The organism is Vibrio sp. FE10, from assembly GCF_030297155.1.
In the GTDB taxonomy this organism is placed as follows: domain Bacteria; phylum Pseudomonadota; class Gammaproteobacteria; order Enterobacterales; family Vibrionaceae; genus Vibrio; species Vibrio apostichopi.
Genome location: NZ_AP028067.1, coordinates 1,739,750 through 1,756,308, shown reverse-complemented (window position 1 = coordinate 1,756,308; position 16,559 = coordinate 1,739,750). Strand labels below are relative to the sequence as shown.

Sequence of the window (16,559 nt, the reverse complement as noted above, 5' to 3'; positions counted from 1 at the left end):
AAGTAACTAAAGGCAGTCACTTTAAGCAGTAAGTTTGAATGCCTAAATACGAGTGGCTAAACGATCAGAGATATCGCAATCGACGCCATGATCACTCCGACGACAAACTCCAACACCTTCCATGCTCGTGGGTTCTTAAATAATGGTGCCAAGAATCGAGCCCCATAACCAAGCGAAAAGAAGAACACAAACGATGCCGACACTGCCCCTGCACCAAACAACATTTGATTCGGTTGGTATTGCGTTGAGATGGAACCCAATAGAACAACCGTATCCAAATAAACGTGTGGGTTTAACCAAGTAAACGCCAAGCACATAGCTATCGCTTTAGTTAACGAATCTTTCGTTTCTACACTTGTTTCTAGAGCGTGATTTTCAGTGAATGCCGACCGAAAACTTAAGAAAGAGTAAACACCTAAAAAGACCGCTCCGCCAAAACGAGCAAATTGCTCAATTTGTGGAAACTGTTTAACGATGGCGCCAAAGCCTGTCACACCAAAGCTAATCAACAGCGCATCGGAAATAGCACACACGGCACAAACCGCCAAAACGTGTTGATTCTTTAGGCCTTGCTTTAAAACAAACGCATTTTGAGAACCAATCGCAAGAATCAGCGAAAGCCCCAAAGAGAAACCAGCAAAATAAGTCGTCATGAGAAAGGTCTTAAAAGTAATGACTAAGATGATAAGTACACAATATTGCCCATTTATCATATTGTTAACAAGTGAATATATTGTCTATCAACGACACTTCACGTGTGTATTTGACCTATCGAGTAACCGAGTTACGAATATATCAGGGACTCACTCCCACTCATTTTGAGACTAATAACCCTCGCCCTTAAATTACCTATTAACAAACTAATCAATTGATTTTAAACATCTTTAATTTCAATTCTTAATTTTATAAATGTTGGTTTTATTAATAGAATTTAGCTCAAACTTTGAGAGTTTAAAATCGATCACAGTGAGATCTTCCTACCATTTCATTGATCAAACGAATGATACAAGTCTGATTGCATATTACCTTTTGATTGCTTTTTGAGCGGGCATTTCCCTCTCACAGAACTGACTACGTGCTTTCAAAAAGCTTCACTAAGGAGTCAGTTTTAGTCGCACAACTATTTAGTCGCACAATGATAAGGATGCAACACACATGAATCACGGACAAAGACTCACCACGCTTGCTTTGGCTATTATGGCTTCGACCCACGTATCAGCTACAACTCTGAATGAGAGTAGCCCAGAGCCACAACCTGCCAACTCACCTTTCATCCAAGATGTAAAAGGGACAATTGTTGAGGATTACACGCGAGAAACTATTCAACCTTCATTTTTCTCGATGAGAATGATGAGCAACGCTGATGAACAGCGCGGTGATTGGTTTAACTTAACGGCAAGCTACACAAGAATTCAGGGTGTGGGTTCTGATGTGGTATACGACTACTTGATGCCCCCTCTTCAACCACAACCTGTCATCGTTGCCGTTCTTGATTCAGGTGTCGACGTTGAACACGAAGACCTCAAGAACAAGCTTTGGACCAATGAAGACGAGATCCCAGACAACGGAATTGACGATGATGGCAATGGTTACATCGATGATGTCCACGGCTGGAACTTTTTGGGTAACTCGTTAGGCATTAACGTTGACCAAGACACGCTAGAGGTCACTAGAGAATACAAAAAATACCTTGAGTTAAAAGAGAACGGACATTGGATTCCGCGTAAGAAACGCAAGTACTATCAAGGCGTTGAATCCGATTACTTGTCGTCTCTAAAAGACGACCAAGATGCGTTGAATCGCGTAACGACAGCAACTGACCAAGCCAATGAGTTCAAAGAACAGATTCTTCAGTTCGTCGATCAAAAAGACTTTTCTACCAACGGTTTAAAAACACTATTAGATAGTGAGAACGCTAGCGTTGTAACCGCTGCTGAAGGGCTTTTGAGTGTATTTGATTCATGGTACTCCTTTGAATATCTGGAATCTCGTCGCAGTCGCTATCAAGACTCTCTAGACTTCCATCTTAATCTAGAACTCGATACGCGTGGCGATATTGTTTGGGATGACATTTCTAACCCTTGGGAAAAAGGCTACGGCAACAACGATGTAAAAGGCCCTGTCGGTTCGCACGGTACACATGTCGCTGGAATCATCGCAGCTGAACGTGGCAATTTTATTGGTATTGATGGTGTGGCGGATCATGCTCAGATCATGGCGGTACGTATGGTGCCAAATGGCGATGAGCGAGACAAAGACATTGCTAACGCAGTGCGCTATGCCGTCGATAATGGTGCTAAGGTCATTAACATGAGCTTCGGAAAAAGCTACTCGCCACGTAAGTACATCGTCGACCACGCGTTCCGCTATGCAGCGCGTAAAGGTGTGCTAATTGTCCACTCTGCTGGAAACAGTCGCAATGATAATGACATCAAACCAAGCTTTCCAAACCGCTATGCGAAGCACTACCGTTCAAAGCCTATCTCAACATGGTTAGATGTGGGTGCATCAGCGAAATACGCCGACGAAACCTTAGTCGCAAGTTTCAGTAACTTCGGTCAGAAAACGGTTGATGTGTTTGCGCCAGGATACCGCATTTTATCAACCACTCCGGGGAACAAGTACGGTTCGAAAAGTGGTACAAGTATGGCTGCGCCAGTGGTTTCCGGTGTCGCGGCATTGGTCTGGTCACGCTACCCTGATTTGTCAGTCAAAGAGCTCAAAGCGATGTTAATGGGCGATGCAAAAGTCTACCCTGAGCTACTTGTTAAAAAGCCATCGAGCCCGGAAGATTTGGTTCCGTTCAGCACACTTTCTATCTCAGGAAGCGTGGTCGATGCTGAAGCGATATTTGCAGAGCTAGAAACTCGCTAACGTTTTAACCATTATCGTTACCTATTGATTCATAATTAAAAAAGGTTGCTTTCGGCAACCTTTTTTCTTTTAAGCTTCTACTAACCCAGTTCGATACTCATAAACTGGCTGTAAGGATCTAACTCATAATCGGCAAAAGGTTCACAGTAACCAAAGCCAAACTTCTCGTATAAGTTGCGGGCAGGTTTAAAGTAGTCTTCAGAACCGGTCTCTAAGCTGATTTGTCGATATTGACGAGCGCTGGCTGTATCTAAAACGTGTTGTAAAAGTTGACTAGCCACACCAGAGTTTCGAGCAAGCTGAGTGGTTCTCATTGATTTAAGTTCAGCATGTTGAGTATCCAGCTCTTTAATCGCGACGCATCCCAATAACTGGCTGTCTTTCCAAGCGCTAAAAAACGTTATCTCTGGCGACTTGAGTCCATCAAGATCAAGCGCATGAACACTTTCTGGTGGCGATGTTGCATACATGTCAGCTAAGTGCTCTTCCAGTAGTCCAATCACTTCGCCACCCGACAAGTCATCAATTTTTATTTCCATAACCCTTTAATTATCCTTAATAATTTCTTAATCCGTTTTAGATACAGTAAAATTACGCTACCCTCGAAAGATTACGAATATCATACTTTACTTACATAGTCTCGCGACATTTGTCGTGCTGCGTGTTTAAAGACTTTGCCGATATACAGCAATCAAAATCTATTCACGACACCACCATTAATAAAAAGCACCTGTTTCCGGTGAGAGGATAAGTAGTCAGGTCAATATGAGTATCCAATTAGATTTAACCACAGCCATACCTTGCCAGAATTTCGATTCTGCACAGGGCTACATTACACTGCAAGATCACCGTGTCATCGATGTCGACCAAAACATCGCCAAAATCTTCGGTTACGATACCCGCGAAGCTCTTTTAAACAACGTCAATTTTGTCTACTCACTAGTACCCAAGCATTATCACGGCTCAGTCCGTGAACGTTACCTTTCTGCGATTAAAGGCCAATTGCAAAACGGTAAGATCTATACAGATGTCCCCGTGAAAGGAAATTTCCTCTCATTGTTCAGCCTCGCTCAATGCATTATGGTCAATAATCGCCCTGCACTTCGCGTCATGCTCATTGATATCACGTCTGTCATCGCCGCAGAGCGACGCCATAAAGAAAAAGATCAGATGTATCGAGCTCTGCTCAATAGCTCTAAACAAGGCGTGCTCGTACATCGAAACTTCAAACCGCTTATGGTCAATCAAGCGTGGGTCGAAATGCAAGGCGCCAAATCAATAGAAGATGTGCTTGCCATGGATTCCATCATTTCAATTATTCCGCCGGACAATCGTATCAACGCCATGAGACGTAGCCAGAGTATTCTTGCCGGTGATACGCCAAGCTTCAGTTCGGTGGTTGAAAACCAATGTTTTGATGGCAATAAAAAGCACTTCAATATCTACGACAACATCATCAACTGGGAAGGCGAGAAAGCCATTCAAGTGGTAGTAGAAGACGTTTCCGATAAGGTGATATTGGAACAAGAACTCATGCACCGCGCACTTCACGACGACTTAACGCAGGTGTTCAACCGCAGTGCCATTTACGATTGGTTAAAAAAGCCGTTAAAAGAACAAACCGAGATGTCTTGCCTACTGTTTGATATTGATGACTTCAAAAAGATTAACGACCAATTTGGGCACAGTGTTGGTGACGATGTAATTCGCACCCTCGCGAATACCATTAAGAAGCACGTTAAAGCCTTGAACGGCGTGGTTGGACGTTGGGGTGGCGAAGAATTTATCGTCTTTTTCCCAAAAAAGCGCACGACTCACGCGTCCGCCCTCGATACTGCAGATTCTCAAGCACGCGTGGTGGGTGAACGTATTTGCGAAGAGTTTCGAACTCGTCAATTCTTTGGGTTCAATCGCACCAAGTTTCAATCAAGCGTCAGTATTGGCATTACCGACAGCTGCATCGTTCGTACCAGTAACTCCCTCAATACGTTGATTCGAGTTACAGATGACGCGCTCTATCGTGCTAAATCAAACGGAAAAAATAGAGTCTCGGTAAACCACGTAGGTGCATGTGTAGAGTGTGGTTCATGAAACAATTGCTAAGCATCAAGAAAAGGTCATTTAAGCCTGTCAATTGACCCAAGATTTTCTTGTTATTTTTAGGTTCTAGTTTACTATGCGCCACCCCAATTTTTTCAGCTTATGCTGCAGGCAAACATGTCCGCCAACGCACTCTATACCGACCTATCCGGTTACTATGATTTAATGTGTGTCGATATTGACTACCAAGCGCAGAGTGACTGCGTTCGTAGGCTACATCAGATTTTTGGAAATAAAGGAATAACTCACCTAGACCTTGGATGTGGCACAGGACCACACGTTCGTCATTTTATTGATTACGGCTATCAAAGTAATGGCCTTGATCTGAATAAACCGATGCTCGATATCGCTCAAGTTCGTTGCCCTGAAGCTAACTTCTCAGTGCAGAACATGAGTAACTTTGAAGTCTCTGAGCCACTCGACTTGATCACCTGTTTCTTATATTCAATCCATTACAACGACGGTCTCGATAAACTAAAAGAGTGCATTGCAAGTGTGCACCGAGCCTTGAAACCCGAAGGTGTGTTCTGCTTCAACGTAGTCGACAAAGAGAAAATCAGCAACGACTTGTTTGTTCGACATACGGCCAACCAAGAACAAGATGATTTCACCTTTCGTTCAGGTTGGTATTACTCAGGTGAAGGTAGCAAGCAAGCGTTAAAGTTAAGTATTGAAAAGACGACGGCGGGTGAAACGCAAATTTGGAATGATGAACACCCTATGGTCGCGTTTTCGTTTAAAGAGTTGATTGAAATACTGAAGCCCTACTTCGAGGTTCATATCTTTGAACACGATTACGATAAGTTACTTCCATGGGATAACTTGTCAGGCAATGCTTTGATCACTTGTGTAAAAAGCTAACACTTTTCGACACCTATGCTCACTCTAGTTACGAGCACCCAAATTAAAAGAACCCACACTCGCCAATCTCTTTATAGAGTATCCAGCCAGTGTGGGTTCTTTGTCTTATTGCTTATCAATTTAGCGAGTAAAATCACTCATACCAAATTAGAAATCTGCAGTCATACCTACATAGTAAGTACGTGGCTCTTCCACATAACCAATGTACTCTAACTCTTCCGATACTGACTCGTCCGTTAGGTTTGAGATACCTGCACGTAGTCGCACAGAATCATTCAAGTTGTAAACCGTACCAATGTTCAATGTTGTGTAAGCATCTTGAGTTAGGTCACTGTCAATCTGACGTTCGCCACGGTAACGCGCACTCACAAAAGTGCTTAGGTCATAAGTTGGGCTCCAGTTAAGCTTAACAAAGCCAGAATGCTTGTAACGCTCAAGAAGTTGTTCACCTGTCGATTTATCTTCTGTATCCAAGTAAGTGTAGTTACCAGACATCGCCCATTCATCCGAGATTTGGTACATACCGCCCAACTCAACACCTTGAATAATGGCTTCAGACACGTTTTGGTACGTCTTCGCGCCTAAATCCCCCGTTGGTGTACCGTCAGGGTTTTCACATTGAAGAGCACTTTCGTTCCAATCACCACCTTGCGGGCAGTAACCTTGTGTTCTTTCGATAAGGTCATTAATTTCGTTACGGAATAACGCCGCTTCTACATTCCAACGTGGTTGCGTGTATACCGTCGCAAGTTCGTAGTTGATGCTGGTTTCTGGGTTTAGGTCTTCATTACCCACCAACGCACACCCACCCTTACAGCTTGATACTGTGTAATCAGATTGGTTTTGAGTCAATGTTGGTGCTTTGAACGCTTTGCCTACACCACCTTTGATGATGAGGTCATTGGTCGTTTGATGAACTAGATATACGCGCGGGCTAAACTCTTCACCGTACAATTCGTGTTTATCCAGACGGCCACCGATCGTTGCGGTTAGTTTGTCCGTCATTACCCATTGGTCTTGAACAAACAACGCGCCTTGATACGCTTCAGATGTTCCGCTGGATAGGTTTTCTTTGTTAGTTAATTCACTTAACTGGTAATCCATACCAAACGTAAGCGTGTGGCTGTCGCCAAGGTAAGTGGTCGCAGATGCTTCAACAATTTGAGTTAGCTCTTCGATATCGCTGCTGAAATTGTTGCCTAGATCAGCCGCATCGTTATCGGTCACGTTCTCGCGAGAGTAACGCACTTGAGTATCACCCCAACTCCAGAAACCACTGTGTGTAATCGCTTGGCTGTTGCGAACTACGCGAGTGTCTGACTCAATAACCGATTTTGCGCTTTCTGCCGCTGATTCACGTTCGTCGTCGCTGTAACCAAAATCAAAGTCGATCGTTTGATTGTCTGTCGCATTCCAAGTCAGGCTTGCGAGTAAGCTTAATGTGTCACGTTCTTCTAAAGCCGTAACATCTGAACGTTCGTAACCAGAGCTGTGTGTACCAGAGTATGGCTGCCACGCATTGCGACTAGTTTGGTTCACAGAAACGCGTGCAAACAACTCATCTTCAATTAGAGCCCCAGAGGTCGTGAAGCCCATCGAGTACTCTTCCCCCCCATCACCATCTAACGGTGAAGAAGTGTCCATGCTTAGCGTTGAACTCCAATCATTTTCCGGAGCTTTGGTGATGATGTTGATTGTGCCGCCCATGCCATCTGAACCGTAAAGTGCAGACATTGGGCCACGGATGATTTCAACACGCTCGATTGAATCAGCAGGAATGGTAGAAAGGTCGAAATCGTTACCACGGATGATGGCGCTTGCTGAGCTTAAACGACGGCCATTGACCATGATAAGCGTGTAATCAGAATCCATACCACGAATAGAGATCATTTGACGGCCAGCACGTGTGCTATCGAAGTCAGACTCAACACTCGTTGATTCAGCAACGATGTCAGCCAAGGTAATACCAGGGCTGTCTTCGATATCTTGAGCGGTGATAACCGACATTGAAGCTGGTGCTTGTTTTAGTGCCATCTCAGTACGAGTTGCCGTAACCACCATTTGTTCATCGGTCGCTTGTGCTTCTTCTTGCGCTAACACGTTAGCCGAAAGTGACGTACAAATAACAGCGACTGCGATCGAAAGGGGTTTACGAACCAAAAGAGGTTTGCGAATCAAAAGGGATCTCTCAGACATGATATTCATTCTTATATGTGATTGGTAATGATAATGGTTTGCATTAAACAACCTAGTACCATTCTTATCAACGAAAGTTTCATACCAAAAATTGATTCTCGCTATTCACCTTTCAAATAACAGAACAAAGACATATTCATTTCAATAGCACTATTAAAATCACATTCACCACCCAGATAAATCAGGTGTATATCTCTTTAAATAGATTGCGAACCCATCGACACATAGGATCATTGTGGAAACGTTTATGCCAGTAAAGGTACACATCTTCTGACGGGCTTCTGATCGCTTTCGGCACACGTTTACAAATTAAGTCACGTTGCTTGGCCGCTTGTATAGCAAACGGTGTTGGCAAGTGGAAGATGATGTCGGTCGTCTCAGCGATATCCGCAGCAATGTTGAAGTTGGACAGCTGAATTGGGATCGATAGCTGGCGCTGCTTATCAATTAAGCCTAAATCTTTAAAGCGATTTTCAATGGAGAGTTTCTTGTCCCCTTGTAGCGAAATCTGACCTAGTTGGCTGTTAAGTAAATCATCGACCGTGATCTCTTTGTCTGCCAGCGGATGGTCTTTGCTCATTAACAGACGGTAATCGCGACTGATCACGAACATTCGATACAGGTTCTGCTCAGAGCTTAACGGCTCATGTGTTGACAACACGAAGTGCGCATCGCCCGACAGCAAAGGTTCGAAGTGACGTTTAGGGATCGAGTCGATGTCGACAACCATATTCGGTGCTTGTTTTCGAATTTGCGCCACTACTTTTGGCAACAAGTGTGAAACCTGAGGAACCAAGCCAAAAAAGCGAACAGTATTATCACTAGTCTCAGGTTCAAATACGTCTCCGTGAACCAGCTTTTCCAAGCGCGTAAGTACAGAGTTAAGATCTTGTTTAATCGCTTCCGCTTTTGGCGTTAATTCATAGCCATAAGCCGCTCTCACCAACAAATCATCGTTAAATACAGTGCGCAGTTTTTGCAGCGAACGACTCACCGTTGGCTGGCTCATATCAAGCGCTAACGCCGTATTGGACACATGCTTTTCTTCTAAAAGGTGCTTTAAGATGACTAAGAGGTTGAGGTCGACTTGCGCTAGATTCATTATTTACATATTCACAAATTTGAAAATTCAGTGAGCGCATAGTGCAACTTTGGAACAAGTAATACAATTGATAATCACTCTTATTTTGATCTAAAACAAAGTCCCCTATCGACTTAGCCATTATGTGTGACAACAAAAAAAGAGAGGCACATGGCCTCTCTTTGATCGTTTACGTTTCTAGTTTCTAGTTTCTAGTTTCTAGTTTCTAGTTTCTAGTTTCTAGTTTCTAGTACGCACAATTAACTTAACTTACAGCTTTGTCCAAGCATCTTGCCAGTATTGGCTTTCTGCAGGAGCGTAAGATGCGCTTGCACACCAAGCCGTGTATGGCCAAGGCTTACATTCGTATAAACCATTGTCACTGCCCACAACAATATCGCCCGCTTCGTAGTTGGTACCTGCTTCATACGGAGGGTAATCACCTGGAGGTGGTGTTGTACCGCCGCCCTCTTTAATCGCGAACGTATTGTCGACCATCACCATTTCGCCATCCGATGCTGTACCAACCACTTCAAGTGCATATTGCCCTTCGGTAACATCATTTAAAACGATGGTGATTGTTTGGCTATCGACAAGGTTGACTTTAGTCTGTTCAACCACAGTACCTGCACTGTTGAGCACCATTGCGGTCACATCCATTGCTTCGTTTGACGTCAGCGTCAGATCCAAGCGGACATTACCGTTATCAGGTGCGTATTCAGACTGAAGGCCCGAAACTTGAAGTTCAGGATCTGCACCTGGATCAGGGTTACCACCGCAGGAAGAATCTGAAACCTTTCTCCAAACGCCCCACTCACCTGTCGTTCCCGGCTCTTCGCCACGAGTGTACCAGCCAGCTCCCCATGTTGAGCCATCATGTGATACTTGATCGCCTTCAACATAAACTGTGTCGGCATCCCATGCTGCTGCACAGTTAGAGCCGTCAGTCACAGACACTTTACGTTCGGCAGTGACGGTTTGATGAGCACTGTCTGTCACACTATAAACAAGCGAGTAGTTGCCTATTTCATTCACATCGACACTGCCAGTGTGTGTAATAGAACTGGTTAGGTCACCATCTTCTGCATCATTCGCCGTTACACCAGCCATTGGGTCGAATGCAGTACCAAGTATTACTGTTGCATCAGATACGCCATCGAAGACTGGTTTTTGGCTGTAAACTTCTACTGTTCTTGCTTTGGTGGTTTCGTTATCGTCGCTGTCTTTCACTCGGTAAGTCAGAACATAAGTGCCGATTACCGCTGTTTCAACATATCCATCAACATCGATTGAAGACGTTAAATCGCCGTCTTCTTTGTCTGTTGCTGTTACGCCTTCCATTGGGTCAAATGTAGTCCCATGAAGCACACGCGTATTTTCAACACCTTTCAGTACTGGCTCGCCTTCAACCGGTGGTGGTGTCACTTGTCCATGGACAAACGGGCCGTAATCTTTGATGAACTGTTCGTTGTATTGCTGGCCGTTCTTATTAGTGCCCATGTCCCAGTTGATAGACCAAGTCATCACACCGCGCAGAGGTTGCCCTTGAGTCGTTAAGGTCTCGAACGCGTCGTATAAGTCTTGAGGATCTTGAACGAAACCCGTCGCAGCGGCATCAATGCTTGAAGGGATACCAAACACGAGCTTGTCGTGTAGGATCTTGTGGAAGCCACGAGTACCGTTGATTAGAGAATCAGAGATGTAGTAGATGAACTCTTCTTTCAATTCATCATTATTTTGAGCAATCCAACCGACACCATCAACCCAGATACCATCGCCACCTTGGTTGTAAAACTGAGGGTTAATCCAGTCGTAGTAACCTTCTAGATTGTCGATGTAAGGTACGTATTTACCACCAGACGTCAGGTAAGGAAACTCAGGTGCCATGGTAATAAGGAAGTTTTTACCTTCAGTACGGTAATGGTCTTTCACCAGTTTTAACGCATCAGGAATGACAGTTTGGTTGTTGGCTGCGGTCACCGCTGCTTGCTCCAGATCGATATCCAGACCATCAAAACCGTAACGCTCAGTCAGACGAATAATCTCATCAGCAAAGGCTCTTTCATCACCTGTTTCTAATTCTACGTGTGCATCTGCACCACCTAGCGCTAACAGGACAGAACGACCTTGCTTGTTAAGTTCTGAGATTTGGTCAATAAATTGTTGTTCTGACAGCCCAATGGTTGGGTCCAGTTTAAAAGTTGGGATTCGACCATCCGCCACATCGTACACTTTCATGAACGACACATTCACGATGTTGTACATTGGGTTCACTTCATCCAATGTCACACATGGCGCATTGCCACCTTGGTAACCACCACCATCACACCAGTTGTGCCAATAACCGACTACGACACCAGAATCTGGATTCGTCATGTCTGAACCATTCGCATAAACAGCGCCAGACATTGCGGCCATTCCGACCGATACTGCTAATTGCAGAGCTTTACGTTTCAACATCAATTCCATTCCCTTACTCAACAGCTGTGCCCATCACAACCGAATCAATTCATTTTAGCCATGAATATTTATAGACAAGTAATGGAATTTATAAGAAAAGATGACCTTTGATTTAACTTGTGATTTTAAGTCACAGATTGAATATAAGAATCAATATGATTTTGACTTTTCATTCAAATTAAAATGCTAAAACATTGATTTATCGGGATGAACCATTGACAAGACAAATAGATCTAGAATCTTAATTCACTCGGGTAATTAAGATGAATATGTAAAAATAGCAAAGTGGACACGCTGGGCTGAGAATAAGAGTAAAAGGTCTAGAAACCCTCGTATTTACTGGCCTAACGGAGATTTATCATTGCGAGTGACATCACGAAAATTGATTAGGTCTATTAGCTGTACGTATGCTAGATGTGCACACGAACAACCAAAGATGTAGGTGACAATTATTATATTTTCAGTTGTCAGATCGAGAGTTAACTATCGATACATTTTCCCAAAGATGAATAATAAATCTCAATTGACGAAATAAAATTCACTTTGTTTTCTTCATTGAGTTGATTGATACCCGCTGCTGCTTTTCTTCCACCACCCGTATCAAAACTAGAACAAATTTCGTCTGCACCGATTCTATTTGATAACGGCGCTCTCAAACTCACAGTATAAGATTCGCCATCTTGGTTTTTAGTTAACACCGCTTGTGCACGGTGTGGGTCTTGATTAACGATTTCATTGCCAAAGACACCACTAATGCGCCTTGCCCAAGTCTCACTTGGCAATTCAAACACACGCGCGACTTCACTCTCATATATAGGTACTAGGTTTGATAAGTGTTGGTTGTCATTTTGATAAGCTGTACGAAGACGATAGAAAACTGAGTCTTTATCATCTAGGAGAGCGAACGGATTCGGATATTGGTAGAGAGCATGGTAAAGCTTGATTGGAGTAAAGTGTAAATCATTCAGTGACGAGCCGTAGCCGTTGTAATTGACTAGAGTACCCAGCTCTTCCAAGAAATCAGTTTGGGATTGGTCAAAGCCATTTTCTAACGCTAATTGTGAAGCTACCGCTTTTAAATTATCACCAAAGGCAGCAGCAATGGCCCACGCAACATACTCACCCTTTAACTTCTGATTTATCAACAAACTGGTGCAACATTCAGGTGCCGTATTAACTAGAGTCTCAAGATGCTTAGACTGAGGTATATCGCCTGTGCGATGGTGGTCGCAATAGAACACTTCAACGTTGGCCTCAAGTAACGAGTGTAAAGCCGGAAGGTTCTTCTCCATCGATACATCTAGGACCGTAACAGACGCAACATCCGCTTGATCGCCCTGCTCAGCGAGTTCAGAGGCCACTTGAGAGACCAATTTGATATCACGCTTTACACCAGTGATCAGCACACTTTCTTTCGGCTCATTTAAGCGCAGTTGCAGTAAAGCGATGATGCCGTCTGCATCTCCATTGAATACGTCGTAGTGCATGTTGTTCCTTTTGCTCTCAATCAGATTAGGCTTGAAGTTTATATCTGTATTTTTACAAGCACCGTTGTTTATTATCAATATCAACTTGTTAGGTGATATAACTCTATTGAACATAGCGGTTATTCACGGCTTGTGCTATTGATCAAAAACTCAAGATTATACGCAACACGCTTAATCTCACTTCAAAACTATGAGCGCGTTACTTGTATGGCTTTTGAAAGTTTAATATCGAAGTTGATAACCTTTTGTTCATGTACATAAAAGTGACCACAACGAACCGTTACGCTTTGATACAATGAGAGCTGGATTAGTTAGGTTTTTACTCGAATTGACATTTATAAGCGTTTACAATGACTTTCGAGTTAGCGAAAACTTTCAATTCAAACCACAGATCCAAAGGTACACTGCATTTCCATGATCAACTTCGAACCCAAACGCCCTTATCAAACCCTCGGTCTTATCTTGAGAAAAGAACTATCTGATGGTCTTTACCCGATTGGAAGTCGTTTACCGCCCGAGCGAGATATTGCTGAGCGTCTATCCGTGAGCAGAGCTGTGGTTAGAGAAGCAATCATCATGCTGGAACTTGAGGGACTCGTTGAAGTAAAGAAAGGCTCGGGAGTGTACATCGTTAACTTACCGACTACATCAACAGTGGCACAAAATGAAGATGTAGGTCCTTTTGAAATGCTTCAAGCAAGACAGTTATTGGAAAGCAGTATTGCTGAGTTTGCTGCAACACAAGCGACCCCTGCTGATATCGAAAAAATGCGTGAAGCTCTAGAAATTGAGCGCCGCGAAATTGAAAATAATGTCCAGAATCCGGTTGGTGACAGAATGTTCCATCAGTGTATTGCTGAAGCGACACAGAATTCTGTGCTGGTCGATATTCTAAAGGAATCGTGGGAACGTCGTGAGTCTAGCCCTATGTGGAAGACACTGCATACACATATCGAGATCCAAGACTATAGGAAAGAGTGGTTAGATGATCACGCTGCTATTTTGCTAGCGATGAGACGCAAAAACCCAATCGAAGCCAAGCAAGCGATGTGGCAACATCTAGAACATGTGAAGATTAGGCTTTTAGAGCTTTCTGATTTTACCGACCCTAATTTTGATGGTTATCTGTTTAACTCCATTCCCGCTATCGCGACATCAAAAGACAATCTTTAGAAAATAGGTGACATAAATACTTATGTCACCTGATTTTTACTGAGTGATCTCCTCACCAGTTTCTACATTGAGCTTAAAAGACTGGCCCGCATGGGCAAGTATCAAAGTATTTTCGTCAGTTAACACGTAATCTATTGGTTGTTTTAAGCAACTCATAACCACTTGATGTTGCTGCTGTTCTTGTATGAACCATTCTAGATGTTTAATATCTTTCTGAGCGTCAGATTCAACATTCCCTTTGAAACCATCACCGTCATCAATTTCACTTGTTAACTTAACTGCACAAGAAGGATCACTCATCATTCCAAGATAATAAGTTTCTTGTTCATGGTGCAAATCAACACTCCCCCCCTTAATAACAACTTCGAGCGGGGTATGGGCTCGCCATTGCATCGATTTGGGTTCAGATAGCCTAATGTTGTCGACAATAACGACCCCGTTATCTGCAACTTGTATTATTGTTCGCACAAACGACTCACAACTCTCATAAGCATTCGCGAGATCTAGAACGACACATTGAAACTCATTGCTATCAATTCGAGTGATTACTGTTGCTTGAGCTGTTGCGCAATCTATCTTCTGACCTTCAGTCGCGTTGGTAACGTTATCGTCTAAATTGACACCACCAAATAAGGGTAAATTATGCGCCTGCGTCGTTCGAGTCCATAAACTATGATGTTTGCTACCAAACCTATAGCCATAGCTGCCACTCGGAGTAAGAACATTAACGCCATCATCGACTAATGCAACATTCCCTTGATCAGCATGGCGATGAGAACTATTGCCAAACTTACTTGCTCGGTAGTACACCGACATTTTACTGTGGGTAGTTTTACCTAACCCCGCGTATGAATAGTAAATGTTGTTCGACTCAGGGTTCACACAATGAGCAGTCTCGTCAGAAGCAAGAGCCTCATTTGAAGTCATTAACGTATTAGAAACGGTTGAATGTTGACCCGATTTTTCAAATCGTAACTGCGGATACGTCGGTACTATATCTAATAAATGGAGCTTGTAAGTCTCAATATTGGACTCTAACTTCTTGGACTCTAATATCGACTTCGTACAACCATACCGTGGTGCATATATTCTGAGTGGATTTTGCGCAAAGAAACCAGGCCACTCTTTACCTTCTCTCTTACACCAGAAGCCATCACCAAAGGGATGAATTCGATCGTTATTCGCCACAAAGTCCAAAGCAAACTTAACGTAATTCTTATAAAACGGGTGATTATAGAAAGAAAAGCCACTTAAACGCTCAACCGACAAGAAAAACGGATGGTGCCACTTGGTATAGGAAGAAGAATAAAAAGGCCCCTCAACCCAACTGCCATCTTTTCCGCCATAGAAAGGCAACACACCTCGGTAAATCATTAAGGCGTAATTAAGCCAACGTTCACAAGTTTTAATTTCAAACTCTTTGTGTAACACAAGGGCAGCAACGCCTAAGTAAGCAGGCAAACGCGATGTATGTGAATGTCCCGGGTACTGTTTAAACTTATCTTGCTCTAAGCGCTCTTCCATTTGATAGGCATATCGAATTAAGAGCGGCCTGACGAATGAACATTCGTCGGTCGTCAACAATGGAGACAACCAATGATAGGCAAGATACAAATTTCGCGTCATTGACAGGCCAATTTCATCTCCCCACGTGCAAGGCCTTAACAGTGACGCCGGGCCTTCAGGGCTCCACTCGGATAAGCGCAATAAAATTTGGCATGCCTTATGTCCTGCCTCCTCATCACCCCACACCTTATATAGTAATGTTAGTGCGATAAGATCGCGATCAATCCAACGTCTTACGTTAGCGATAGCTGTACGCTTCCCTTCTTCATTACCACGGCGATAATGATTAGAATATAAAATCTCGTCGATATCGGTGAGTTCAACACTATTGCGTAACTTGTCTCTTGCACTTAATGAAGTATTGCTGACTGCGTCAATATCTTCATCGAGATACATCATAAACTGGTCTTTATTAGCACACAGTGAGAATAATGACATAGCGTCCGGTGCCAAGTAGTCTTCTGACTCCGTCGTGATTTCAAAAACAATCCAATCAGATTTCGCTAGAGTGTTAAGGCAAGTCACCCTCCAGCGATAGCTGCCTTGAGGTAACTGAAATGTCGGTTGTAAAGGAGACTGCACCGATTTCCAATCCCATTTTTGCTCACCGTCTTTGTCTTCAAGTTCGATGTTATACGCAGAACCATACTCTCCTTGAGGCCAATTGAAACTTGGGGGATTGACTGAGGAAATTTCGTTACAAGGCGACAAAAAAACTTGGAAATCATGCGTTCTTTCTAGTTGTAGCATGTGTTACTCCT

General features: G+C 43.4%; 11 protein-coding genes. 4 read left to right on the top strand and 7 right to left on the bottom strand.

The window, feature by feature from the left end; genetic code table 11:
- Positions 1-56 precede the first annotated feature (56 nt).
- Positions 57-653, bottom strand: a complete 597-nt coding sequence (locus tag QUF19_RS07985; RefSeq protein WP_286298474.1) for a LysE/ArgO family amino acid transporter — start codon at positions 651-653, stop codon at positions 57-59.
- 502 nt (positions 654-1,155) lie between these two features.
- On the opposite strand from QUF19_RS07985, the gene QUF19_RS07980 reads away from it, so the two are divergent.
- Complete coding sequence (locus tag QUF19_RS07980; protein WP_286298471.1) at positions 1,156-2,874, top strand: S8 family peptidase; 1,719 nt, start codon at positions 1,156-1,158, stop codon at positions 2,872-2,874.
- An 80-nt stretch (positions 2,875-2,954) separates the two neighbouring features.
- On the opposite strand, the gene QUF19_RS07975 is transcribed toward QUF19_RS07980, so the two are convergent.
- The gene (locus tag QUF19_RS07975) at positions 2,955-3,413 is read right to left on the bottom strand and encodes a GNAT family N-acetyltransferase (RefSeq protein ID WP_286298469.1); all 459 of its coding nucleotides are present in this window, start codon (positions 3,411-3,413) and stop codon (positions 2,955-2,957) included.
- 226 nt (positions 3,414-3,639) lie between these two features.
- Between QUF19_RS07975 and QUF19_RS07970 the strand changes: the two genes are divergently transcribed.
- Both QUF19_RS07970 and QUF19_RS07965 read left to right on the top strand, forming a co-directional pair.
- Positions 3,640-4,965: a sensor domain-containing diguanylate cyclase gene (locus tag QUF19_RS07970; protein ID WP_286298467.1), complete on the top strand. Its 1,326-nt coding sequence runs from the start codon at positions 3,640-3,642 to the stop codon at positions 4,963-4,965.
- Between the two features lie 126 nt (positions 4,966-5,091).
- Positions 5,092-5,835 (top strand): class I SAM-dependent DNA methyltransferase, encoded by a 744-nt coding sequence (locus tag QUF19_RS07965; protein WP_286298464.1) that lies wholly within the window; start codon positions 5,092-5,094, stop codon positions 5,833-5,835.
- Positions 5,836-5,982: 147 nt separating this feature from the next.
- On the opposite strand, the gene QUF19_RS07960 is transcribed toward QUF19_RS07965, so the two are convergent.
- From QUF19_RS07960 to QUF19_RS07945, 4 genes are all read right to left on the bottom strand, one after another.
- Entirely contained in the window at positions 5,983-8,031 is a 2,049-nt protein-coding gene (locus QUF19_RS07960; protein WP_286298463.1) for a TonB-dependent receptor domain-containing protein, read from the bottom strand.
- 181 nt (positions 8,032-8,212) lie between these two features.
- A complete protein-coding gene (locus QUF19_RS07955; protein ID WP_286298461.1) occupies positions 8,213-9,133 on the bottom strand; it encodes a LysR family transcriptional regulator in 921 nt (306 codons plus the stop codon).
- Positions 9,134-9,382: 249 nt separating this feature from the next.
- Entirely contained in the window at positions 9,383-11,572 is a 2,190-nt protein-coding gene (locus QUF19_RS07950; RefSeq protein ID WP_286298459.1) for an immunoglobulin-like domain-containing protein, read from the bottom strand.
- A gap of 479 nt (positions 11,573-12,051) precedes the next feature.
- A complete protein-coding gene (locus tag QUF19_RS07945; RefSeq protein WP_286298457.1) occupies positions 12,052-13,059 on the bottom strand; it encodes a DHH family phosphoesterase in 1,008 nt (335 codons plus the stop codon).
- Positions 13,060-13,473: 414 nt separating this feature from the next.
- Here QUF19_RS07945 and QUF19_RS07940 point away from each other — a divergent pair, with 414 nt between their 5' ends.
- Positions 13,474-14,232 carry an FCD domain-containing protein gene (locus QUF19_RS07940; protein WP_017075015.1) on the top strand — a complete coding sequence of 253 codons (759 nt, stop codon included), beginning with the start codon at positions 13,474-13,476 and terminating at the stop codon, positions 14,230-14,232.
- Between the two features lie 36 nt (positions 14,233-14,268).
- Here QUF19_RS07940 and QUF19_RS07935 read toward each other — a convergent pair whose 3' ends face one another.
- The gene (locus QUF19_RS07935) at positions 14,269-16,548 is read right to left on the bottom strand and encodes a heparinase II/III domain-containing protein (protein ID WP_286298453.1); all 2,280 of its coding nucleotides are present in this window, start codon (positions 16,546-16,548) and stop codon (positions 14,269-14,271) included.
- Between the last annotated feature and the right edge of the window lie 11 nt (positions 16,549-16,559).

Bases quoted from the DNA above. Each gene is read 5' to 3' on its own strand.
- QUF19_RS07985 (WP_286298474.1), bottom strand. From the start codon at position 653: ATGACGACTTATTTTGCTGGTTTCTCTTTGGGGCTTTCGCTGATTCTT.
- QUF19_RS07980 (WP_286298471.1), top strand. From the start codon at position 1,156: ATGAATCACGGACAAAGACTCACCACGCTTGCTTTGGCTATTATGGCT.
- QUF19_RS07975 (WP_286298469.1), bottom strand. From the start codon at position 3,413: ATGGAAATAAAAATTGATGACTTGTCGGGTGGCGAAGTGATTGGACTA.
- QUF19_RS07970 (WP_286298467.1), top strand. From the start codon at position 3,640: ATGAGTATCCAATTAGATTTAACCACAGCCATACCTTGCCAGAATTTC.
- QUF19_RS07965 (WP_286298464.1), top strand. From the start codon at position 5,092: ATGTCCGCCAACGCACTCTATACCGACCTATCCGGTTACTATGATTTA.
- QUF19_RS07960 (WP_286298463.1), bottom strand. From the start codon at position 8,031: ATGTCTGAGAGATCCCTTTTGATTCGCAAACCTCTTTTGGTTCGTAAA.
- QUF19_RS07955 (WP_286298461.1), bottom strand. From the start codon at position 9,133: ATGAATCTAGCGCAAGTCGACCTCAACCTCTTAGTCATCTTAAAGCAC.
- QUF19_RS07950 (WP_286298459.1), bottom strand. From the start codon at position 11,572: ATGTTGAAACGTAAAGCTCTGCAATTAGCAGTATCGGTCGGAATGGCC.
- QUF19_RS07945 (WP_286298457.1), bottom strand. From the start codon at position 13,059: ATGCACTACGACGTATTCAATGGAGATGCAGACGGCATCATCGCTTTA.
- QUF19_RS07940 (WP_017075015.1), top strand. From the start codon at position 13,474: ATGATCAACTTCGAACCCAAACGCCCTTATCAAACCCTCGGTCTTATC.
- QUF19_RS07935 (WP_286298453.1), bottom strand. From the start codon at position 16,548: ATGCTACAACTAGAAAGAACGCATGATTTCCAAGTTTTTTTGTCGCCT.